A 19,982-nucleotide genomic window follows, 5' to 3' on the forward strand; every position below is an offset into this window, starting at 1 on the left:
CGCCGCACCACGCGCTATGACATCGACATGACCAAATGCATCTACTGCGGTTTCTGCCAAGAAGCCTGCCCAGTGGATGCGATTGTCGAAGGCCCGAATTTTGAATTCTCGACCGAGACCCGCGAAGAGCTGTTCTACAACAAGGACAAGCTGCTTTCGAACGGCGACCGTTGGGAATCCGAGATTGCCCGCAACCTTGAACTTGATGCGCCGTACCGCTGATGTCTGATGATATGTCCAAGTTTTTCGCGCAGATGATGGAGCAGGGCCAGAAAATGGCGGCTGCCTTCGCGCCGGCATTGGAAGGTGTGGATGTGAAGGGCTTTGAAAAGCTGTTCCCGACCATGCCGAAAGAGATGCTCGAGACATGGTTCGGCAAGACCTTTAACCCCGAGGGGCTGGACGCGCGCACGCGGCTTTTGGTCACGATTGCAGCGCTGACGGTTCTGGGCGCGCAAGGTGAGCCGCAGCTGCGGCTGACCATTCGCCAAGCGCTGACGGCCGGGGCCACCAAACGCGAGGTCGCGGAAGTGATCTTGCAAATGTCGATGTTCGGCGGCCTGCCCGCCATGCAAAAGGCGCTTGAAATTGCTCAGGCCGTCTTTGCTGAAACCGAGGAGAAAGCGCCATGAGCGTTGCAGATCTGGCCTTCTATGCCTTTTCAACTGTCACCGTTGCCGCAGGTCTGATGGTAACGCTCAGCCGCAATCCGGTGCATTCGGTGCTGTGGTTGATCTTGGCGTTTCTGTCCTCGGCGGGGCTTTTCGTGCTGCTGGGGGCGGAATTTGTCGCCATGCTGCTGATTATCGTCTATGTCGGAGCGGTCGCGGTTTTGTTCCTGTTTGTGGTGATGATGCTGGACATCGACTTTGCCGAGCTGAAGGCCGAGATGGGGCGCTATATGCCGCTGGGGCTGTTGGTGGGCGTGGTCTTGATCATGCAGCTGGTCCTGGGCGTTGGTGCTTGGACCCAAGCCGAGGGCGCAATGGGCCTGCGCGCGGCGATCACCCCCGATATGGCTCAGGTGGAAAACACCCGCGCTTTGGGTCTGCTGATCTATGACAAATATCTGCTGCTGTTCCAGATGTCGGGGCTGATCCTGCTGGTGGCAATGATCGGCGCGATTGTGCTGACGCTGCGCCACCGCAAGGACGTCAAGCGTCAGAACGTGCTGCATCAGATGTGGCGCGACCCCGCGAAAGCGATGGATTTGATTGATGTAAAGCCTGGACAAGGGCTCTGACGTAAACGCTGCGCCGTTCTGGTGTGGCTGACGGAATAAAGCGGGCAATGACCCGGAGGATTGAACGATGGTTGGACTTGAACATTATCTGATCGTGGCGGCGGCTTTGTTCGTGATCGGGATCTTTGGCATCTTTTTGAACCGAAAGAATGTCATCGTGATCTTGATGTCGATCGAGCTTATGCTCTTGGCGGTCAACATTAATTTCGTTGCCTTCTCGTCTCAATTGGGCGATCTGGCGGGGCAGGTGTTCACCATGTTCATTCTGACCGTGGCCGCAGCCGAAGCGGCGATTGGCCTTGCGATCCTGGTTGTGTTCTTCCGCAACCGCGGCACCATCGACGTCGAAGACGTCAACGTGATGAAAGGCTAAAGACATGGCAACGATCATCCTTTTTGCACCCTTGATCGGGTCCATTCTGTGTGGCTTTGGCTGGCGGTTTATCGGCGAGAAAGCTGCGACTTGGCTTGCAACGCTTGTGCTGTTTCTGGCCGCAATCCTGTCGTGGTATATCTTCCTGACCTTTGACGGCGAGACCCAGCACATCACCGTGCTGCGCTTTATCGAAAGCGGGTCGCTGTCGACCGAATGGGGCATCCGGCTGGACCGGATGTCGGCGATCATGCTTGTGGTGGTGAACTCGGTTTCGGCCTTGGTGCATCTTTATTCGCAAGGCTACATGGCGCATGACGACAATTGGGAGCATGGCGAAAGCTATCGGCCGCGCTTTTTTGCCTATCTGTCGTTCTTTACCTTTGCGATGCTGGCGCTGATCACCTCGGACAATCTGGTGCAGATGTTCTTTGGTTGGGAAGGCGTTGGCGTGGCCTCGTATCTGCTGATCGGCTTTTACTACCGCAAGCCAAGCGCCAATGCGGCCGCGATGAAGGCCTTTGTGGTCAACCGTGTCGGCGACTTTGGCTTTGCCTTGGGGATTTTCGGGCTTTTCTATCTGACCGACAGCATCCGCTTTGACGATGTCTTTGCTGCGGCACCAAGCTTGGCAGAGCGCGAGCTGCATTTTCTGTGGACCAATTGGAACGCGGCCAACCTGATCGGGGTGTTGCTGTTCATCGGGGCTATGGGCAAATCGGCGCAATTGTTCCTGCACACCTGGCTGCCGGACGCGATGGAAGGCCCAACACCTGTGTCGGCGCTGATTCACGCGGCGACCATGGTGACGGCCGGTGTGTTTTTGGTCTGCCGGATGTCGCCGGTTTACGAATATGCACCTGACGCGAAAGCGATGATCGTGATCGTGGGGGCGACCACCGCGTTTTTTGCAGCGACCGTTGGTCTGGTGCAAAACGATATCAAGCGCGTGATCGCCTATTCGACCTGTTCGCAGCTGGGCTACATGTTCGTGGCCGCAGGCGTTGGGGTTTATCCGGTGGCGATGTTCCACCTGTTCACCCATGCTTTCTTTAAGGCGATGCTGTTTTTGGGCGCGGGCTCGGTGATCCATTCGATGCACCACGAGCAAGACATGCGCAATTACGGTGGCCTGCGCAAAAAGATCCCGCTGACCTTTTGGGCGATGATGATCGGCACCTTGGCGATCACCGGTGTTGGCATTCCGCTGACCCATATCGGCTTTGCGGGCTTTTTGTCGAAAGACGCGGTAATTGAAAGCGCTTGGGTCGGGTCGAACTATGCCTATGTCATGCTGGTTGTGGCGGCGCTGTTCACCTCGTTCTATTCCTGGCGTTTGATGTTCATGACCTTCTTTGGCAAGCCACGCGGCGACACCCATGCCTATGATCATGCACATGAAAGCCCGATGGTTATGCTGATCCCGCTGGGGGCGCTGGCGCTTGGCGCGGTGTTTTCTGGGATGGTCTGGTATAACAGCTTCTTTGGCGACGAGGCCAAGATGCGGTCTTGGTTCGGCATGGAGGCCGGCCACGGCGAGGTTATGGCCGAAGGCCATGCGACCGAAACCGCCACCACCGAAACCGCGGCGGCAGAGCCTGTGGCCGATCACGCGGCGGCGGTGGCACCCAAGGGCGCGCTCTATCTGGGGGCCGACAATCATGTGATCCACAGCGCGCATGAGGCGCCGGCTTGGGTCAAGGTTTCGCCCTTTGTGGCGATGGTGATCGGCTTTGCTTTGGCGTGGTTGTTCTACATAAAATCGCCAGATCTGCCGGGTAGGCTTGCAGCGCAACAGCGGCCTTTGTATCTGTTCTTGCTGAACAAATGGTACTTTGACGAGCTTTACAATGTGATCTTCGTGCGCCCTGCACTGTGGCTTGGCAACTTCCTGTGGAAAAAAGGCGATGGCACGATCATCGACGGCGGCCTGAACGGGCTGGCGCTGGGGATCATTCCTTTCTTCACCAAACTCGCCGGTCGGGCGCAATCCGGCTACGTCTTTACATATGCCTTCGCGATGGTTTTGGGGATTGTGGCCCTGATTACCTGGATGACGCTGACGGTGGGGCACTAAGATCATGACTTACCTTCTTTCGATCATCACCTTTCTTCCTGCTGTCGCGGCCTTGGTGCTGGCGCTGTTCTTGCGCGGCAATGATCTGGCGGCACAGCGCAACGCCAAATGGCTGGCGCTGATTGCCACCAGCGCGACCTTTCTGGTCTCGCTGGTGCTGTTCAAGGGCTTTGACCCCGCCAATACCGGCTTTCAGTTCGTGGAAGAGGGCGCTTGGATCATTGGGCTGAAATACAAGCTGGGCGTCGATGGCATCTCGATCTTATTTGTGATGCTGACCACCTTCTTGATGCCGATCACTATTCTGTCGTGCTGGGGCGTGTCGGATCGGGTCAAAGAATATATGATCGCGTTTCTGCTGCTGGAAACGCTGATGCTGGGCGTGTTCTTGGCGCTGGATCTGGTGCTGTTCTATCTGTTCTTTGAAGCTGGCCTGATCCCGATGTTCCTGATCATCGGCATCTGGGGCGGGCAGAACCGGATTTACGCGGCCTTCAAGTTCTTTCTTTACACCTTCCTTGGCTCGGTGCTGATGCTGGTGGCGATGATTGCGATGTATATGGCGGCGGGCACCACCGATATTCCGACGCTGATGGCGTTTGATTTCGCGCATGAGCCGTTGGTTGTGCTGGGCATGACGGTGACGGGGGGGATGCAGACGCTGCTGTTCCTGGCGTTCTTCGCAAGCTTTGCGGTGAAAATGCCGATGTGGCCGGTGCACACCTGGTTGCCCGATGCCCACGTTCAGGCGCCAACGGCTGGCTCTGTGGTGCTGGCGGCGATCATGCTGAAGATGGGCGGCTATGGCTTTTTGCGCTTTAGCCTGCCGATGTTTCCGGTCGGGTCCGAGGTGATGTCGGATCTGGTGTTCTGGATGTCGGCGATTGCGGTGGTCTATACCTCGCTGGTGGCGCTGGCGCAGGAAGACATGAAAAAGCTGATCGCTTATTCTTCGGTCGCACATATGGGCTATGTCACCTTGGGGATTTTCTCGGCCAATCAACAAGGCGTTGATGGCGCGATTTTCCAGATGGTCAGCCACGGCTTTATCTCGGGCGCGATGTTCCTTTGCGTTGGGGTGATCTATGACCGCATGCACACCCGCGAGATTTCGGCCTATGGCGGTCTGGTCAACCGGATGCCTGCCTATGCGCTGGTCTTCATGTTCTTCACCATGGCCAACGTCGGCCTGCCGGGCACCTCGGGCTTTGTCGGCGAATTCCTTGTCTTGATGGGGATTTTCCAAGTCAACACTTGGGTCGCGGCTGTGGCCACCTCGGGCGTGATCTTATCGGCGGCTTATGGGCTTTATCTTTATCGCCGCGTTGCCTTTGGCGCGCTGGTGAAAGAGGCGCTGATGACCATTCAGGACATGAGCCGTCGCGAGCGGGCGATCTTTGCGCCGCTGATTGTCATGACGCTTTTGCTGGGGGTCTACCCCGCCTTGGTGACCGATATCATCGGGCCCTCTGTGGCCCATCTTGTTGAAAACTATCACGTTGCCAACCCCGCCATTGCGGAAATGGCCTCGCACTAAAGGACACCGAAGATGACCGGATCTGATTTTCATATCGTTCTGCCAGAGGTGATCTTGGCGCTTTACGCCATGGCTGCGCTGCTGTTTGCGGTTTATACCGGCAAGGACAAGCTGACGGGGGCCATCACTTGGGCCACCGCAGGCATTTTTGTGGCTGTGGCGCTGTGGATCGGCGTTGCGGGGGCGGGCAGCAATGCGGCCTTTGGCGATATGTTCGTCGATGACGCCTATTCCCGCTTTGTCAAAGTGGTGGTGCTGCTGTCGGCGGCTGGGGTTTTGGTGATGTCGCTGGACTTTATGCAGCGCAACCAGATGGGGCGGTTTGAATATCCGCTGTTGGTGACCTTGGCGGTTGTCGGCATGATGTTCATGGTCTCGGCAGGCGATCTGATGGTGCTTTACATGGGGCTCGAGCTGCAATCGCTGGCGCTGTACGTTGTGGCCTCGATGCAGCGCGACAACGTCAAATCGACCGAAGCAGGCTTGAAGTATTTCGTGCTGGGCTCGCTGTCGTCGGGCTTGCTGCTCTATGGCGCGTCTTTGGTTTACGGCTATTCCGGCACCACGCTGTTTTCGGGCATTCATCAGGCGGTGGCGCATGACGCGCCGCTGGGGTTGGTGTTTGGTCTGGTGTTTTTGCTGACCGGCATGGCGTTCAAGGTTTCGGCTGCGCCCTTCCACATGTGGACGCCTGACGTTTATGAAGGCTCGCCCACACCTGTAACCGCGTTTTTCGCCACCGCGCCAAAGGCGGCTGCGATGGCACTGATTGCGCGGGTGGTCTATGACGCCTTTGGTGAAATTCCGACGCAGTGGACGCAAGTTCTGGCGGCACTGGCGGTGTTGTCGATGTTCTTGGGCGCGATCGCGGCGATTGGGCAGCGCGATATCAAGCGTCTGATGGCCTATTCCTCGATTGCACACATGGGCTATGCGCTGATCGGTATTGCCTCGGGCACTGTCGAAGGCGTGCAGGCGATGCTGATCTATATGGCGATCTATGTGACGATGAACCTTGGCACTTTTGCCTTCATCATGTCGATGGAGCGCGACGGCAAGCCTGTCACCAGCATCGACAGTTTGAACTTGTTCTCGAAGCGCGAGCCGCTGAAGGCGCTGGCCTTGTTGGTGCTGATGTTCAGCCTTGCAGGCGTGCCGCCGATGTTGGGCTTTTTTGGCAAGTTCTATGTGCTGAAGGCCGCCGTGGACGCCGATATGACTTGGCTGGCGCTGGCGGGGGCTGTGGCCTCGGTCATCGGGGCGTTTTACTATCTGCGCATCGTGTTCTTCATGTATTTCGGCAAAGAGTCCGAGGGCGCGGTCAGCCGGATGGTGCCGGTGCAATGGGTGGTGTTTATCGCTGTTGCCGCCATCATGCTGCTGGGGGTGATTAACCTGTTTGGCATCGAAGCGCCTGCTTTGGCCGCGGCACAAGCTCTTGTCGGCTAGGCCTTGGCCTGCTGGCCTTGGCCGCCATGTGCTGCCAAGCGTCGATAGCACCAATGCTTATGCGCTGCGTATGGCTCCGTCTCTGACGGGGCCTGCGTGGTTTTTGGGGCTGACGCAAACCGCTGGCAAAGGTCGGCGTGCGCGGGTTTGGATCAGCCCTTTGGGGAATTTCTACGCCACATTGCTGCTCCAGCCGACAGAGCCGCCCGAGCAGGTGGCGCTGCGGTCCTTTGCGGCTGCTATAGCGCTGCGCGATGCCTTTGTGGCCTTGACGGGGTTGCCGCAAGCCTTTGCGTTGAAATGGCCGAATGATGTCTTGCTGAACGGCGGTAAGGTGGCGGGGATATTGCTGGAAAGCACGCGGGCGGGGCAGGGCATGCATCTGGCGGTGGGCATCGGCGTCAATCTGATCGCCGCCCCCGAGACGCATCTGGTCGAGCCGGGGGCGCTGGCGCCGGTGTCCTTGCTGGGCGAGACCGGCTTGCGCGTGACGCCAGAGGCCTTTCTTGATACATTGGCGACAAGCTTTGCGCATTGGGAAGCGGTGTTTCAGCGCGACGGCTTTGCACCGCTGCGCGCAGAATGGCTTGCCCATGCCGCGCGTCTGGGCGAGGTGATCCGCGCACGCACCGGCGATCAAACCCGCGAAGGCGTGTTTGAAACCATTGACGGCGCGGGCAATCTGATGCTGCGGATGGCGCGTGAAACTGTTGCCATTCCGGCCGCAGAAGTCTTTTTCTAAAGCGAGGACAAGATGCTGCTAGCGATTGATTGTGGCAATACCAACACCGTGTTCTCGATCTGGGATGGCGCGCGGTTTCTGGCGACTTGGCGGATCTCGACCGATCATAAACGCACGGCGGATGAATATTTCGTCTGGCTCAGTTCGCTTTTGGCGCTGACCAAGACCGAAGCGCGGGTCAGCGAGGCGATTATATCGTCGACCGTGCCGCGGGTGGTGTTCAACCTGCGGGTGCTGTGTGATCGCTATTTCAATTGCAGGCCCTTGGTGGTGGGCAAGCCGGAATGCGCGCTGCCGGTGCCGCCACGGGTTGATTTGGGCGTGACGGTGGGGCCTGATCGTTTGGTTAATACGGTCAGCAGCTTTGATCGCCACGGCGGCAATCTGATCGTAGTGGATTTTGGCACCGCGACCACCTTTGACGTCGTCGATCACGACGGTGCCTATGTGGGCGGCGTGATCGCCCCCGGCGTCAACCTAAGCCTAGAGGCCCTGCATATGGCCGCCGCCGCGCTGCCGCATGTCGATATTTCCAAGCCCGCCACGGCAATTGGCACGAATACGGTGGCCTGCATGCAGTCAGGTGTGTATTGGGGCTATATCGGCCTGATCGAAGGCATTGTCCGCGAGGTGCGGCGCGAGCGCGCGGCACCGATGAAGGTCATTGCCACCGGTGGGCTTGCATCCCTATTTGCTCAGGGAACTGAGCTTTTCGACTCCATCGAGGATGATTTGACCATGCATGGTCTCGTCCTCATCAACGATTTTAATAAGGAAACAGCATGAGCGGTGAGCGGCTGATCTATCTACCATTGGGCGGGGCCGGCGAAATCGGCATGAACGCCTATGTTTACGGCTATGGCCCTAAGGGCAAAGAGCGGCTGATCTTGGTCGATCTGGGCGTGGCTTTCCCCGATATGGACACAAGCCCCGGCGTTGATCTGATCATGGCCGATATCTCTTGGCTGCTAAAGCGGCTGGACCGGCTGGATGCGATCTTTATCACCCATGCGCATGAAGACCACATTGGCGCTTTGGCGCATCTGTGGCCGGCGCTGAAAAAGCCGGTCTATGCGCGCAAATTCACCGCAGCCATTGGCCGGTTGAAGTTTGAAGAGGCGGGTCTGCCGAAAGACACCATTCAGGTGGTGGCCGCACGGCCCGAGACGATCGAGGCGGGGCCCTTCAAGGTGCAATTCGTGCCGGTCAGCCACTCGATCCCCGAAAGCTCGGCTTTGGTGATCGATACGCCTGCGGGGCGGATCTTCCACACCGGCGACTTCAAGCGCGACCCCTCACCGATTGTGGGCGAAGGCTGGGATGATGCGATGATGGAAGAGATCGCGGCAGAGCGTCCGGTCAAGGCGCTGATGTGCGATTCCACCAATGTGTTTTCTACCCATGCGGGCCGTTCGGAAAGCACGCTGAAAGGCCCCTTGGCCGAGATGATCAAGGGCGCGGGCGGCATGGTTGTGGCCACCACCTTTGCCTCGAACGTGGCACGGCTGAAAACCTTGGCCGAAGCCGGGATCGCGGCGGATCGTTCGGTCTGTCTGTTGGGCCGCGCGATGAAGCGGATGGTTTCGGTTTCAACCGAATCCGGCGTGCTGAACGGCTTCCCGCGCACCATCACGCCTGAAGAGGCCGCCGATGTGCCGCGCCGCAATCTGATGCTGATCGTCACCGGCAGCCAGGGCGAGCGGCGCGCGGCCTCGGCGCAGTTAAGCCGTGGCAAATATCTTGGGCTGGAAATGAAGCAGGGCGACACCTTCTTGTTTTCATCCAAGATCATTCCGGGCAACGAACGCGGCGTCTATTCGATCGTCAACGCGCTGTCGGAAAAAGGCGTTGATATCGTGGATGATAACAACGGTCTTTACCATGTCTCGGGCCATGCCAACCGCCCCGATCTGGAACATGTGCACCGGATTTTCCTGCCCGATATGCTGATCCCGATGCACGGCGAGCATCGCCATCTGCGCGAACACGCCCGCATTGCCACCGAAGCCGGCATTGCCGCCGCCGTCGCCACCAATGGCATGATGATGGACATCACCGGCGATGTGCCGAAACTGGCCGAGCAGATCGAGGCTGGGCGCACCTATCTGGACGGATCAAGCCTCGTCGGCGCGCTTGACGGTGTGGTGCGCAACCGCATTCGCATGGCGCTGAACGGCTTGGTGATGGTCACGGTGATTTTGGACGAACAAGACCAGCCTTTGGGCGAAGCTTGGGTCGAAACCATGGGCCTGCCCGAAGTCGGCAAAGGCAACCGCGTTCTGGCCGAAAGTATGGAAGCCGAGCTGACGCAGTTCCTTGAAGGCGCTGGCCGTAAGGTTTTGTCAAATGACGACAAAATGGACGAGGCGCTGCGCAAGATCGTGCGCCAAGTCGCGATGGAAGAGATTGGCAAAAAGCCCGAAGTTGTGGTGGTTGTCAGCCGTCTGGCCAGCGAATAACAAAGCCAAAAGCATTAAAAAAGGCCCCGCAAATTGCGGGGCCTTTTTGTTTTCGGTGGGGCGATCAGCTTTCCGAAGAGGTCTCGGCCATCTCTTCGCTGTCGTCCTTGGTTTCCGTTTTCAGCTTGAAGCTGCGCAGGATAAAGTCGGGCACATGTTCGCCCAGACCAACCACGCGGTCGCCGTGATCGCGGTTGCCGCGATAATCGCGGCGGTCGTCACGCGGACGCTCTTCGCGAGGGCGGTCTTCGCGCACACGCTCTTCACGGGCTTCGCGCGGGCGTTCTTCACGCGGTGCGCGCTCTTCATTGCGGCGATTGTCGCGGCGCGGGCTGCGCTCTGGCGCAGGCGCGGGGGCTGGCGCTGCGACCACAACTTCGGGGGCCGCAGGTGCCACAACGGCTTCGGCCACGGCTTCAACGATCACGGGCTTGTCTTCGCGTGGGCCACGATCGCGACCGCGCGCCTCACCGCCGCGGCCACCGCGCGCGCGCGAACCGCGCTCTTCGCGGGCACGTTCTGGCACATCGGATGCGCTTTCCAGCGCGCCCGCAGGCACTTCGCCGCGTGGAATCGGCTGTTTCACCAGCGATTCAATCGCCGCGATGTATTTGTCATCCGACGGCACCGCAATCGAATAGGCCTTGCCCAAACGTCCAGCGCGACCGGTGCGGCCGATGCGGTGGACATAGTCTTCGGGGTGCGAGGGCACATCAAAGTTAAACACATGGCTGACCGCAGGCACATCCAGCCCGCGCGCGGCGACATCAGAGGCCACAAGGATATGCACTGAGCCGTCGCGGAAGCCGTCCAGCGTCTTGGTGCGCACCGATTGGTCAAGGTCGCCGTGAATGGCGCTTGCGTTAAAGCCGTGCGCTTTCAAAGACTTGGTGACGACATCCACATCCATCTTGCGGTTGCAGAACACAATCGCATTGGTGCAGGCCTCGCCCTCCGAGGTGATGATCGACCGCAGAACCGCGCGCTTTTCGGCAAAGCTTTTGTCTTTGCGCGAGGGCGTGAACTGGATCAGCTTTTGCTCGATGGTGGTCGAGGTGGTGGCCTGACGCGCCACTTCGATTTTGACCGCACCGGTCAGGAAGGTGTTGGTGATGCGTTCAATTTCGGGGGCCATGGTCGCCGAGTAGAAGAAGGTCTGACGGGTAAAGGGGGTCAGGCTGAAGATCCGCTCGATATCGGGGATAAAACCCATGTCGAGCATGCGGTCGGCCTCGTCCACCACCATGATCTGCACGCCGGTCAGCAGCAATTTGCCGCGCTCGTGGTGATCGAGCAGGCGGCCCGGGGTGGCGATCAGCACATCGACGCCACGGTCGATCAGCTTGTCTTGTTCGCCAAAGGACACGCCGCCAATCAGCAGGGCCTTGGTCAGCTTGGTGTATTTGGCATAAACGTCAAAGTTTTCCGCCACTTGCGCTGCAAGCTCGCGGGTGGGGGCCAAGACCAGGCTGCGGGGCATCCGCGCTTTGGCGCGGCCTTTGCCCAGCAGGGTGATCATTGGCAGCGTAAAGCTGGCGGTTTTGCCAGTGCCGGTCTGAGCGATGCCCAAAACGTCTTTGCCTTGCAAAGCGTGCGGGATGGCTTGGGCTTGGATCGGGGTTGGCGTTTCATAGCCGGCTTCTGCCACGGCCTTAAGCACGCGGGGATCCAGCGCGAGATCTGAGAATTTCGTCATTTGCGTCCTAGTTATGCGGGGTCGGCCCGCATGAAATGAAGGGACGCTACTTTCCGGGCGTCCCGGCGTCTGGGTCATTGGACCCTGCCGCGCGGATAGCGGAAAATGGGCGGCAGGTCAAGGATACTGCGGCTTTTGCGCCGATAACGGCTGAAAAACCGCAGCAGACCCATCACCGCGGTGCGTTTTAGACCATCATTTCCTTGGTCGCGGTCAGTTTGACCTGTGGGTAATCGCGTTCGATCCGGTCGATATCCCATTTTAGGCGGGTCAAAAACACCGTGTCGCCGTCGCTGTCGAGCGCGATATGGCCTTTGTTGACGTTGATGAATTTATCAACCTCGATCTTGGTGCCCGAAACCCAGCGGGCGCTGGTGAACTGACTGGGTTCAAAACGCACGGGCAGCGAGTATTCCTGCTCGATCCGGCTGGCCAGAACTTCAAATTGCAACGCACCAACGACGCCCACGATAAAGCCCGAGCCGATCATCGGTTTAAACACCTTGGCCGCACCTTCTTCGGCGAATTGGAACAGCGCCTTTTCAAGGTGCTTGGCCTTCATCGGATCGCCCGCGCGCACCACTTGCAAAAGTTCCGGCGCAAAGGACGGAATGCCGGTGAAATGCAGCGCCTCGCCTTCGGTCAGCGCATCGCCAATCCGCAACTGGCCGTGGTTGGGAATGCCAATGATGTCGCCGGCCCAAGCCTCTTCGGCCAATTCGCGGTCGGCGGCCAGAAACATCACCGGATTGGCAATCGCCATCGGCTTTTTGCTGCGCACATGCAGCATCTTCATGCCGCGGGTGAAATGGCCCGAGGCCAGCCGCACAAAGGCCACGCGGTCGCGGTGCTTGGCGTCCATATTGGCCTGAACCTTGAAGACAAAGCCGGTCACTGCGGTTTCATCGGCGGCAATCTGACGCTCGGCCGCCTTTTGCGGCTGCGGCTCTGGCCCGTATTCGGCCATGCCATCCATCAGGTCTTTGACGCCAAAGGAGTTGATCGCAGAGCCGAACCAGATCGGCGTCATCGAGCCGTTCAGGAAGGCCGCGCGGTCAAAGGCGGGCAGCAATTCGCGCGCCATTTCAAGCTCTTCACGCAGCTGCGCAAGTTGCGCGGGCGGAATATGCTCGGCCAGTTTCGGGTCATCCAAGCCGCTGATCTGGATGGTTTCGGCCACCTTGTTGCGGTCGGCACGGTCCATGATTTCCAGCCGGTCGTGCAGCAGATCATAGGCCCCGATGAAATCGCGCCCCATGCCGATGGGCCAGCTTGCGGGCGACACATCAATCGCCAGATTTTCTTGAATCTCGTCGATGATCTCGAAGGTGTCGCGGCTTTCGCGGTCCATCTTGTTGCAAAAGGTCAGGATCGGCAGATCGCGCATCCGGCAGACTTCGAACAGCTTTTGCGTTTGGCTTTCGATGCCCTTGGCGCCATCAATCACCATGATCGCAGCATCCACCGCCGTCAGGGTGCGGTAGGTGTCTTCGGAAAAATCCGAGTGGCCTGGGGTGTCGACAAGATTAAAGCGGTACTGGCGGAAATCAAAAGACATCGCACTGGCCGAAACCGAGATGCCGCGCTCTTGCTCCATCTTCATAAAGTCAGACCGCGTGCGGCGCGCTTCGCCTTTGGCGCGCACTTGGCCTGCCATCTGGATCGCGCCGCCAAACAGCAGGAATTTTTCGGTCAGCGTGGTTTTGCCGGCGTCGGGGTGCGAAATGATCGCAAAGGTCCGGCGGCGGGCGATTTCGGGCGGAAGCGTGGGGGCATTGGTTTGGGTCATGATGGGCTGGGCTTTAGCCCAAAGCGCGCGGCGCGTCCAGCGCCACAACCAGCGCCGCGCGGGCTTTAGCGGCGCTGCGGTGGTGGTTCGGGTGGGGCGGGTTTGAACAGTGCCGCAGTGCCGACCTTGTCCAGAAAACTGCGGCCGGCTTCGGTGCCGAAGTGTTGGTTCTGACTAAGCCCCGGAAAGCGCGCCCGCACATCTGCCGAAAGCTGCGCAGGCAGCCGCTGTACGGTGGCATCATTGACCATCAGGCTTTCGGCGGGAATGCCCTCGGCATAGATGATCTCGTGCTGTTCAAACACCAGACTGAAGAAATCGACAAAGCCACCTTCGCGCAAAAGCACCCGATCGCCATCGACCAGATGCTTTGCTTGCACCAAAAGTTCAGAGGTGGGCAGGCCTGCGCTGCGTTTACGCTGATAAAGAAACATCCGGTGGTGCTGGCTGACGATCAGATCACCAGAATTGCCCAAGGTGCCTGCGGTGATCAGCACTGGCGCAAAGGCCCCCACTGCGCGCAGCGTCGCCCGCCCAACCCAAGCAATCGCCTGTGGCCCGTGATCGCGGGTGAGAACCTTATCGCCGGGGTGCAGATCCTCGATGGCGCGCTGCGCGCCCGAGGCCAGCGTGATCATGGTGCCGCGTGCAAAGGAAATGCACAGCAGATCTGACAGGCTAACCTCTTGCGGCGCCTCTTCTTGTTTAAGCAAAGTATAATCTGCCTGCGCGCTCATCGGTGACAGTGGCAGGGCAAAGCGGCTGTGGTCTGGCAGTGAAATCAGTAAAATCTCGACCTTATCGCCATCATCGGCCATAAAGGTATAGCGTGCCTCAAAGCGGATCCGCGCGCCGATGTCGCCAATTTCGCTGCCCGCGCCAATATGTTGCGCGCCCGAGGCGGCCTTGCTGACCACCAGCCGGCGCGGCGTCTCGGCTGGATCTAGCGCATAGATATCGCCCAAGCAGACCTCGTCCACGCCTTCAAGCCCGTCGCCAACATTGACGCCGGTGATCACATAGATCGCCTGCGCCGCAAGGACTTGGACGGCTTGGCCGGGAAGAGGGGCAGCGGCTTGGGACATCGGCCTGATTTCAAACACAAGGTAACACGGAACAAAACCCAAAACGGGCAGGTGACTCGGGCAGGATACACGCCGGCCGGTGGAGGGAAAACGCACTTTGATGCAGGTTTCCAATATATTGCGGCTTTTTATAGGTAAGATTGCGGTGATTTCGCAACGCTTGGCTTTTGCGCGGGGCTGCTGTTAGGCTGGCGCAAAACCAGGGAGGCGAAGATGGATCTGGGGATTAAGGGCAAGCGGGCATTGGTCTGTGCGGCCTCCAAGGGCTTGGGGCGCGGCTGTGCAATGGCTTTGGCCGAGGCGGGGGTGGATCTTGTGATCAACGCGCGCGGGGCCGAGGCGCTGGAGGCCACGGCGGCCGATCTGCGGGGCTTTGGTGTGCAGGTCACGACAGTGGCGGCCGATATCACCACCGAGGCAGGGCGCGCGGAAGTGCTGGCTGCCGCGGGAAGGCTGGATATCTTGGTCACAAACGCCGGCGGCCCACCGCCCGGTGTCTGGTCTGATTGGAGCCGCGATGATTTTATCAAAGCGCTGGACGCCAATATGTTGACGCCGATTGCGCTGATGAAGGCGCTGCTGCCTGCGATGATCGCGCAGGGCTGGGGGCGGGTGGTCAATATCACATCGCAATCGGTCAAGTCACCGATTCCGCAACTGGGGCTTTCCAATGCGGCACGGGCGGGGCTGACCGGCTATGTTGGCGGCACTGCGCGCCAAGTTGCGCCTTTTGGTGTGACGATCAACAACTTGCTGCCCGGCATTCATGCCACCGACCGCGCGGTGTCGCTGGATGAGGGCGTGGTGGCCGCGCGCGGCATCACTATGGCCGCGGCCATGGCCGAACGCCAAGCCAGCATCCCCGCGCGCCGTTATGGCACGGCGGCCGAATTTGGCGCAACTTGCGCGTTTATGTGCAGCCAGCATGCGGGCTTTATGGTGGGGCAGAACATCTTGCTGGATGGCGGCGCGGTCAATACCACGCTGTGATCTTGCCCTAGGGCGCAGCGGCTGCTAGAAAGACCAAGCAAATCTGTTGGGATATAATGACAGCCGCTGTTCGCCTTGAAATCCAATCGCTTGGCTGCCAATTTGGCGGCCGCGATGTGGTGTCTGACCTAAGTTTGCAGGTCGCGGCGGGGCAGGTGATGTGTCTTTTGGGGCCATCGGGCTGCGGTAAATCCACCAGCCTGCGGATGATCGCGGGGGTCGAGAGGCCCTCGGCGGGTCGGATCGTTATTGACGGACAGACGGTGTTTGGCGCAGGGGTAAATCAGCCCCCCGAGGCGCGCGGCGTTGGGCTGATGTTTCAAGATTTCGCGCTGTTTCCGCATCTGACTGTGGCGGGGAACGTGGGCTTTGGCCTGCAAGGCGGGCGCGGTGACAAACAGCGGCGCGTTGATGAACTGCTTGAAAAGGTGAACCTTTCCGGCTTTCAGGCCAAGCATCCGCACCAGCTGTCGGGCGGCGAGGCGCAGCGGGTGGCCTTGGCGCGTGCGCTGGCGCCGCGCCCGCGCGTGATGCTGATGGACGAGCCGTTTTCGGGGTTGGACAACCGCCTGCGCGACGGCATTCGCGACACCACGCTCGAGGTGCTAAAGGCCGAAGGCGCTGCGGTGCTGCTGGTGACGCATGAACCCGATGAGGCGATGCGGATGGCCGATGAAATCGCGCTGATGCGGGGCGGCAGGCTGGTGCAGCGCGGCGCGCCCTATAATATCTATAACAAACCGACCGACCGCGCGGCTGCGGCTTTTTTCAGCGATATCAATGTGATCAGCGGCACCTCTCGCGGGGCATTGACCCAGACACCCTTTGGCGCCTTTCTGACGCCCGGCTATGCGGACGGGGCCAAGGTCGATATTGTGATCCGGCCGCAGCATCTGAAAATCGACTTTGACCGCGCCGGACGCGGGCCCAATCCGACGCAAACCGAAGGCACGGCGGCGCGCGGCGTGGTGCAGCGCGCGCGCTATCTGGGGCGCGAAAGCCTGGTCGAGTTTCGCATGGAGCTTGACGGCTCGGTGCTGACAGCCTCGGTGCCGGGGGTGTTTTTGCCAAAACTGGGCACGCCGCTGTGGCTGATGATCCGACGCGACCGCTGCCATGTCTTTGCAGCCGCCTAATCCTTTGCAAGGGCTGCGCGATATTCGGCAAGACCAGCGCCTTGTGGCAGGCTGAACCTTTCGCCCGTGGCCGCCACCGCAATGATCCTGTCCATCCGAAACACCCGAAACCCCGCGCGCGCCTCGCAATAGCTGACCAAGGTGGCAATGCGGCCCTCGCGGTCCAGCGCAAGCGGGCAGACATCGCGGTGGCTTTCGAATCCGCGCGGGTCCAGGTAGCTGACGGTGACCCTTTCGCGGGCTTTGATCGCACGGCGCAGGGGGGGCAGATGTTTCGGCGCGCGGTTTTCGCTGCGCCCCGAGACGCCAAACAGCTGATCAGGATCGCTTTGCGGTGCGGGGGTGACGGCGGCGATGCGCTTGGCCAATTTGCGCGCCGCCCGCGCCAGCGGCGCATCGGGCGCGCGTGCAGCCAGCCGCAGACCTTCTCGCAGCGCGTCCAATTCCTGCGCCGAGAGCAGCATCGGCGGCAGGGTGATCGGCGCGCGCAAGATATAACCGACGCCACGCTCGCCCTCGACCGGCAGGCCCGAGGCCATCAGCGTGGTGACATCGCGCCAGATCGTGCGCACCGAAACATCCAACCGCTGCGCCATATCCGAGGCCCGATGCAAGCGACCATCGCGCAAGATCTGGATCACATCAAACAGGCGGTCGGTGCGGCTCATCGTGGCTTTCTTCAATTATGACAACTGACATATAGCTGTCAGTTATATAGGGGTAAAGGGGGGCGATGGCAGGGCAAACAGGCGCGATTTCGCTTTTCATGCGCGGGTTTGTCGGTAACTCTGCTTTGGAAGGCGCCGCGCAGATGCGGCCTGCAAAAAGGGAATGCGTAAATGCAAATGGGTCCGCTTCAACTGCTGTTGATCGCTGTCGTGGTTTTGGTGCTGTTTGGCCGTGGCAAGGTGTCAAGCCTGATGGGCGAAGTCGGCAAGGGCATCACTGCCTTTAAAAAGGGCGTATCGGACGGCTCGGCTGAAATCGAAAAGGCTGCCGCTGACGAGGCCAAGGACGTCACACCCGAGCCAAAAGACAAGGTCTGATCGGTTCGCAGGGCGGCCTTGCCGTTTTTGCTGTTCCTTGACTTAGCCTTGAAAGGGCAGACGCAAGATGTTTGGTGATATCGGCTTTGCCGAACTGCTGTTGATCGGCATTATCGCGCTTATCGTGGTTGGTCCTGAGGACTTGCCGCAAATGTTCCGCCAGATTGGCCGCTTTACCGCCAAGATCAAATCCATGGGGCGCGAGTTTTCGCGCGCGATGGAGCAGGCGGCTGCCGATACCGGCATTAAAGATGTTGCCAAGGATCTGAAATCGGCGACCTCGGCCAAGGGCATGGGGCTTGATAAGGTCAAAGAGGCCGCAGATCGGTTCGAGAAATGGGATCCGATCAAGAATGCCGCCAAACCCAGCGGCCCCGCACGCCCCCTGACGCCACCGCCGATGCCCGCGACGCCACCGGCGGTGACCACGCAAACCATTCTTGGGCCGGAAACACAGGCGCTGATGGACAAGCAGGCGGCGAAAAAGGCGATTCTGGCGGAAACCAGCGAAAAGCTGAAGGCGGTCGAGGCCAAGCCCGCAACCGCCGCCGCTGACAAGCCCGCGCCAAAACCTCGGGCGAAAAAGCCAGTGGTGGCCGAAGCCGCCGCCGCCAAGCCGCCCCGCGCTCCGCGCAAGACCAAAAAGGCAGATGAAGCATGAGCGATGTCGATGATGTAGATGGATCAAGCGCGCCGCTGATCGAACATCTGAAAGAGCTGCGCACGCGGGTGATGTATTCACTGCTGGCCTTTGCGGCCTGTTTTTGCATCGCCTATTATGTCTCGGACGAGCTGTTCCTGATGCTGTCAAAACCGCTGTGTACGGCGCTGGCGTCACGGATGCAGGAATGCAATCTTGTGTTGATCTCGCCGCAGGAAGGCTTTTTCGTCGCCATTAAGATCGCAACTTGGGGCGGCTTTGCGCTGGCCTTTCCGGTGGTGGGCTATCACATGTGGCGTTTCGTGGCGCCGGGGCTTTACCGCAATGAAAAGAATGCGTTTTTGCCGTTTTTGCTGGCCTCGCCGATCATGTTCGCGATTGGGGCGGCTTTTGCCTATTTCATCATTCTGCCCTTTGCCTTTGATTTCTTTCTGGGCTTTCAGGACAAGCAACTGCCGACTTGGATCGGTGGCAAGACCGCTGAACTTGGCGCGCAGGTCTTGGCCAGCACCAAGTTTCAAGGCTCGGCGGATGCGTTTTTAAGCCTGAGCATGAAGTTCATCATGGCCTTTGGGCTGTGCTTTCAGCTGCCGGTTTTGCTGACGCTGATGGGCAAGGCGGGGATCATTTCTTCGGCTGGTCTGCGGGCAACGCGCAAATATGCGGTGATCGCGATTTTGGCGATTGCGGCGATTGTGACACCGCCCGATGTGGTCAGCCAGTTGATCTTGTTCCTTGCGATCTATCCGCTTTATGAAGTGTCGATCTGGATGATTGCGCGATTTGAACGTGACCGCGAGGCGCGTGAACGGGCCGATGGCACTTGGGTAGAACCGGACGAAGACGATGAATGATGTGCTGATCCGTATCGCTGAGGCGCTGGAGCGTTTGGCCCCAGCGCCAGAGCCCGCGCCCGATTTTGCCGCCGAGGCCTTTGCTTGGGCCACGGGACCAGACCGCTTGCAGCCGATCGTAAAGGTGTCGCGGGTCGATCTGGACCTGCTGATCGGGGTGAACCGGGCGCGCGATACGCTGCTGGAAAACACCCGCCATTTTGCCCGTGGCTTGTCTGCCAATAACGCGCTTTTGTGGGGCGCGCGGGGCATGGGAAAATCCAGTCTTGTCAAAGCGGTGCACGCGCAAGTGCGCGGCGAAGGCCATGATCTGAAGATCGTCGAACTTGCCCGCGAAGACCTGCCATCGGTGCAGCGCCTGCTGTCGCATCTGCGTGCGGCGCCCTACCGCTTTATCCTGTTTTGCGATGATCTGAGCTTTAGCCATGACGACGAGCATTACAAATCGCTGAAAGCGGTGCTGGATGGCGGCATCGAGGGGCGGCCCGAGAATGTGCTGATGTATGCCACCTCGAACCGCCGGCATCTGATGCCGCGCGACATGATCGAGAATGAAACCCAAGCGGCAATCCATTCCACCGAAGCGGTGGAAGAAAAGGTGTCGCTGTCAGATCGTTTTGGGCTGTGGCTGGGGTTCTATTCCTGTTCGCAAGACGAATATCTGGCGATGATTGACGGCTATTGCGCGGCGCATGGGCTGGTGGTCGAGGCAAGCGCGCTGCGCGCCGAGGCGATTGAATGGCAGGTCACCCGTGGCTCGCGTTCGGGTCGGGTGGCGTGGCAGTTCTTTTGCGATTTGGCGGCACGGCATGGGGTTTCGGTTTAGGCGCGACAGGTCTTGTTAT

The 19,982-nt window shown here is 59.6% G+C and carries 20 protein-coding genes; 16 read left to right on the plus strand and 4 right to left on the minus strand.

What is annotated here, in order from left to right:
• The 10 genes from V7Q10_RS01025 to V7Q10_RS01070 all read left to right on the plus strand — a co-directional run.
• Positions 1–222 (plus strand): NuoI/complex I 23 kDa subunit family protein (locus V7Q10_RS01025; protein ID WP_333867173.1); only part of this gene is annotated, 222 nt, incomplete at its 5' end.
• The gene (locus V7Q10_RS01030; protein WP_333867174.1) at positions 222–632 is read left to right on the plus strand and encodes a carboxymuconolactone decarboxylase family protein; all 411 of its coding nucleotides are present in this window, start codon (positions 222–224) and stop codon (positions 630–632) included. The genes V7Q10_RS01025 and V7Q10_RS01030, both read left to right, overlap by 1 nt.
• Entirely contained in the window at positions 629–1,243 is a 615-nt protein-coding gene (locus V7Q10_RS01035) for an NADH-quinone oxidoreductase subunit J (protein ID WP_333867175.1), read from the plus strand. Before V7Q10_RS01030 ends, V7Q10_RS01035 begins: the two co-directional genes overlap by 4 nt.
• Positions 1,244–1,310: 67 nt before the next feature.
• Entirely contained in the window at positions 1,311–1,616 is a 306-nt protein-coding gene (nuoK, locus tag V7Q10_RS01040) for an NADH-quinone oxidoreductase subunit NuoK (RefSeq protein ID WP_333867176.1), read from the plus strand.
• Between the two features lie 4 nt (positions 1,617–1,620).
• On the plus strand, positions 1,621–3,693 hold the full coding sequence (gene nuoL / locus V7Q10_RS01045) for an NADH-quinone oxidoreductase subunit L (RefSeq protein WP_333867177.1): 2,073 nt from the start codon (positions 1,621–1,623) through the stop codon (positions 3,691–3,693).
• A 4-nt stretch (positions 3,694–3,697) separates the two neighbouring features.
• Complete coding sequence (locus V7Q10_RS01050; protein ID WP_333867178.1) at positions 3,698–5,230, plus strand: NADH-quinone oxidoreductase subunit M; 1,533 nt, start codon at positions 3,698–3,700, stop codon at positions 5,228–5,230.
• 12 nt (positions 5,231–5,242) lie between these two features.
• Positions 5,243–6,679, plus strand: a complete 1,437-nt coding sequence (nuoN, locus tag V7Q10_RS01055; protein ID WP_333867179.1) for an NADH-quinone oxidoreductase subunit NuoN — start codon at positions 5,243–5,245, stop codon at positions 6,677–6,679.
• Positions 6,669–7,421, plus strand: coding sequence for a biotin--[acetyl-CoA-carboxylase] ligase (locus V7Q10_RS01060; RefSeq protein WP_333867180.1), 753 nt, complete (start codon positions 6,669–6,671; stop codon positions 7,419–7,421). Before nuoN ends, V7Q10_RS01060 begins: the two co-directional genes overlap by 11 nt.
• Positions 7,422–7,433: 12 nt before the next feature.
• A complete protein-coding gene (locus V7Q10_RS01065; RefSeq protein WP_333867181.1) occupies positions 7,434–8,207 on the plus strand; it encodes a type III pantothenate kinase in 774 nt (257 codons plus the stop codon).
• Entirely contained in the window at positions 8,204–9,880 is a 1,677-nt protein-coding gene (locus V7Q10_RS01070; protein ID WP_333867182.1) for a ribonuclease J, read from the plus strand. The genes V7Q10_RS01065 and V7Q10_RS01070 overlap by 4 nt, the downstream gene beginning before the upstream one ends.
• Before the next feature lie 64 nt (positions 9,881–9,944).
• Here the strand turns inward: V7Q10_RS01070 and V7Q10_RS01075 are convergent, their stop codons facing one another.
• The 3 genes from V7Q10_RS01075 to V7Q10_RS01085 all read right to left on the minus strand — a co-directional run bounded on the left by V7Q10_RS01075 (position 9,945) and on the right by V7Q10_RS01085 (position 14,450).
• Entirely contained in the window at positions 9,945–11,576 is a 1,632-nt protein-coding gene (locus V7Q10_RS01075; protein WP_333867183.1) for a DEAD/DEAH box helicase, read from the minus strand.
• 187 nt (positions 11,577–11,763) lie between these two features.
• Complete coding sequence (locus V7Q10_RS01080) at positions 11,764–13,365, minus strand: peptide chain release factor 3 (RefSeq protein WP_333867184.1); 1,602 nt, start codon at positions 13,363–13,365, stop codon at positions 11,764–11,766.
• A gap of 65 nt (positions 13,366–13,430) precedes the next feature.
• Positions 13,431–14,450 (minus strand): Hint domain-containing protein, encoded by a 1,020-nt coding sequence (locus V7Q10_RS01085; RefSeq protein ID WP_333867185.1) that lies wholly within the window; start codon positions 14,448–14,450, stop codon positions 13,431–13,433.
• Positions 14,451–14,663: 213 nt separating this feature from the next.
• On the opposite strand from V7Q10_RS01085, the gene V7Q10_RS01090 reads away from it, so the two are divergent.
• Together V7Q10_RS01090 and V7Q10_RS01095 are read left to right on the plus strand one after the other, a co-directional pair.
• Positions 14,664–15,440: an SDR family oxidoreductase gene (locus tag V7Q10_RS01090; RefSeq protein WP_333867186.1), complete on the plus strand. Its 777-nt coding sequence runs from the start codon at positions 14,664–14,666 to the stop codon at positions 15,438–15,440.
• Between the two features lie 56 nt (positions 15,441–15,496).
• Complete coding sequence (locus V7Q10_RS01095) at positions 15,497–16,576, plus strand: ABC transporter ATP-binding protein (protein WP_333867187.1); 1,080 nt, start codon at positions 15,497–15,499, stop codon at positions 16,574–16,576.
• Here V7Q10_RS01095 and V7Q10_RS01100 read toward each other — a convergent pair.
• Entirely contained in the window at positions 16,573–17,244 is a 672-nt protein-coding gene (locus V7Q10_RS01100; RefSeq protein WP_333867188.1) for a helix-turn-helix transcriptional regulator, read from the minus strand. The genes V7Q10_RS01095 and V7Q10_RS01100 overlap by 4 nt on opposite strands.
• A 171-nt stretch (positions 17,245–17,415) precedes the next feature.
• On the opposite strand from V7Q10_RS01100, the gene tatA reads away from it, so the two are divergent.
• From tatA to V7Q10_RS01120, 4 genes are all read left to right on the plus strand, one after another.
• A complete protein-coding gene (gene tatA / locus V7Q10_RS01105; RefSeq protein WP_333867189.1) occupies positions 17,416–17,622 on the plus strand; it encodes a twin-arginine translocase TatA/TatE family subunit in 207 nt (68 codons plus the stop codon).
• Between the two features lie 67 nt (positions 17,623–17,689).
• Complete coding sequence (tatB, locus tag V7Q10_RS01110) at positions 17,690–18,283, plus strand: Sec-independent protein translocase protein TatB (protein WP_333867190.1); 594 nt, start codon at positions 17,690–17,692, stop codon at positions 18,281–18,283.
• Positions 18,280–19,137: a twin-arginine translocase subunit TatC gene (gene tatC / locus V7Q10_RS01115; RefSeq protein ID WP_333867191.1), complete on the plus strand. Its 858-nt coding sequence runs from the start codon at positions 18,280–18,282 to the stop codon at positions 19,135–19,137. Before tatB ends, tatC begins: the two co-directional genes overlap by 4 nt.
• Positions 19,130–19,963 (plus strand): ATP-binding protein, encoded by an 834-nt coding sequence (locus tag V7Q10_RS01120; RefSeq protein WP_333867192.1) that lies wholly within the window; start codon positions 19,130–19,132, stop codon positions 19,961–19,963. Before tatC ends, V7Q10_RS01120 begins: the two co-directional genes overlap by 8 nt.
• The last annotated feature ends 19 nt before the right edge of the window (positions 19,964–19,982 follow it).

The sequence above is a fragment of the Cypionkella sp. genome (genome assembly GCF_036782355.1).
GTDB lineage: Bacteria > Pseudomonadota > Alphaproteobacteria > Rhodobacterales > Rhodobacteraceae > Cypionkella.

What these genes read in the sequence shown, in the direction of transcription:
- V7Q10_RS01090 (WP_333867186.1), top strand. Translation starts at nt 14,664, where the DNA reads ATGGATCTGGGGATTAAGGGCAAGCGGGCATTGGTCTGTGCGGCCTCC.
- V7Q10_RS01070 (WP_333867182.1), top strand. Translation starts at nt 8,204, where the DNA reads ATGAGCGGTGAGCGGCTGATCTATCTACCATTGGGCGGGGCCGGCGAA.
- V7Q10_RS01080 (WP_333867184.1), bottom strand. Translation starts at nt 13,365, where the DNA reads ATGACCCAAACCAATGCCCCCACGCTTCCGCCCGAAATCGCCCGCCGC.
- tatB (WP_333867190.1), top strand. Translation starts at nt 17,690, where the DNA reads ATGTTTGGTGATATCGGCTTTGCCGAACTGCTGTTGATCGGCATTATC.
- tatA (WP_333867189.1), top strand. Translation starts at nt 17,416, where the DNA reads ATGCAAATGGGTCCGCTTCAACTGCTGTTGATCGCTGTCGTGGTTTTG.
- tatC (WP_333867191.1), top strand. Translation starts at nt 18,280, where the DNA reads ATGAGCGATGTCGATGATGTAGATGGATCAAGCGCGCCGCTGATCGAA.
- nuoL (WP_333867177.1), top strand. Translation starts at nt 1,621, where the DNA reads ATGGCAACGATCATCCTTTTTGCACCCTTGATCGGGTCCATTCTGTGT.
- V7Q10_RS01050 (WP_333867178.1), top strand. Translation starts at nt 3,698, where the DNA reads ATGACTTACCTTCTTTCGATCATCACCTTTCTTCCTGCTGTCGCGGCC.
- V7Q10_RS01095 (WP_333867187.1), top strand. Translation starts at nt 15,497, where the DNA reads ATGACAGCCGCTGTTCGCCTTGAAATCCAATCGCTTGGCTGCCAATTT.
- V7Q10_RS01100 (WP_333867188.1), bottom strand. Translation starts at nt 17,244, where the DNA reads ATGAGCCGCACCGACCGCCTGTTTGATGTGATCCAGATCTTGCGCGAT.
- V7Q10_RS01065 (WP_333867181.1), top strand. Translation starts at nt 7,434, where the DNA reads ATGCTGCTAGCGATTGATTGTGGCAATACCAACACCGTGTTCTCGATC.
- nuoK (WP_333867176.1), top strand. Translation starts at nt 1,311, where the DNA reads ATGGTTGGACTTGAACATTATCTGATCGTGGCGGCGGCTTTGTTCGTG.
- V7Q10_RS01085 (WP_333867185.1), bottom strand. Translation starts at nt 14,450, where the DNA reads ATGTCCCAAGCCGCTGCCCCTCTTCCCGGCCAAGCCGTCCAAGTCCTT.
- V7Q10_RS01120 (WP_333867192.1), top strand. Translation starts at nt 19,130, where the DNA reads ATGAATGATGTGCTGATCCGTATCGCTGAGGCGCTGGAGCGTTTGGCC.
- V7Q10_RS01035 (WP_333867175.1), top strand. Translation starts at nt 629, where the DNA reads ATGAGCGTTGCAGATCTGGCCTTCTATGCCTTTTCAACTGTCACCGTT.
- nuoN (WP_333867179.1), top strand. Translation starts at nt 5,243, where the DNA reads ATGACCGGATCTGATTTTCATATCGTTCTGCCAGAGGTGATCTTGGCG.
- V7Q10_RS01030 (WP_333867174.1), top strand. Translation starts at nt 222, where the DNA reads ATGTCTGATGATATGTCCAAGTTTTTCGCGCAGATGATGGAGCAGGGC.
- V7Q10_RS01075 (WP_333867183.1), bottom strand. Translation starts at nt 11,576, where the DNA reads ATGACGAAATTCTCAGATCTCGCGCTGGATCCCCGCGTGCTTAAGGCC.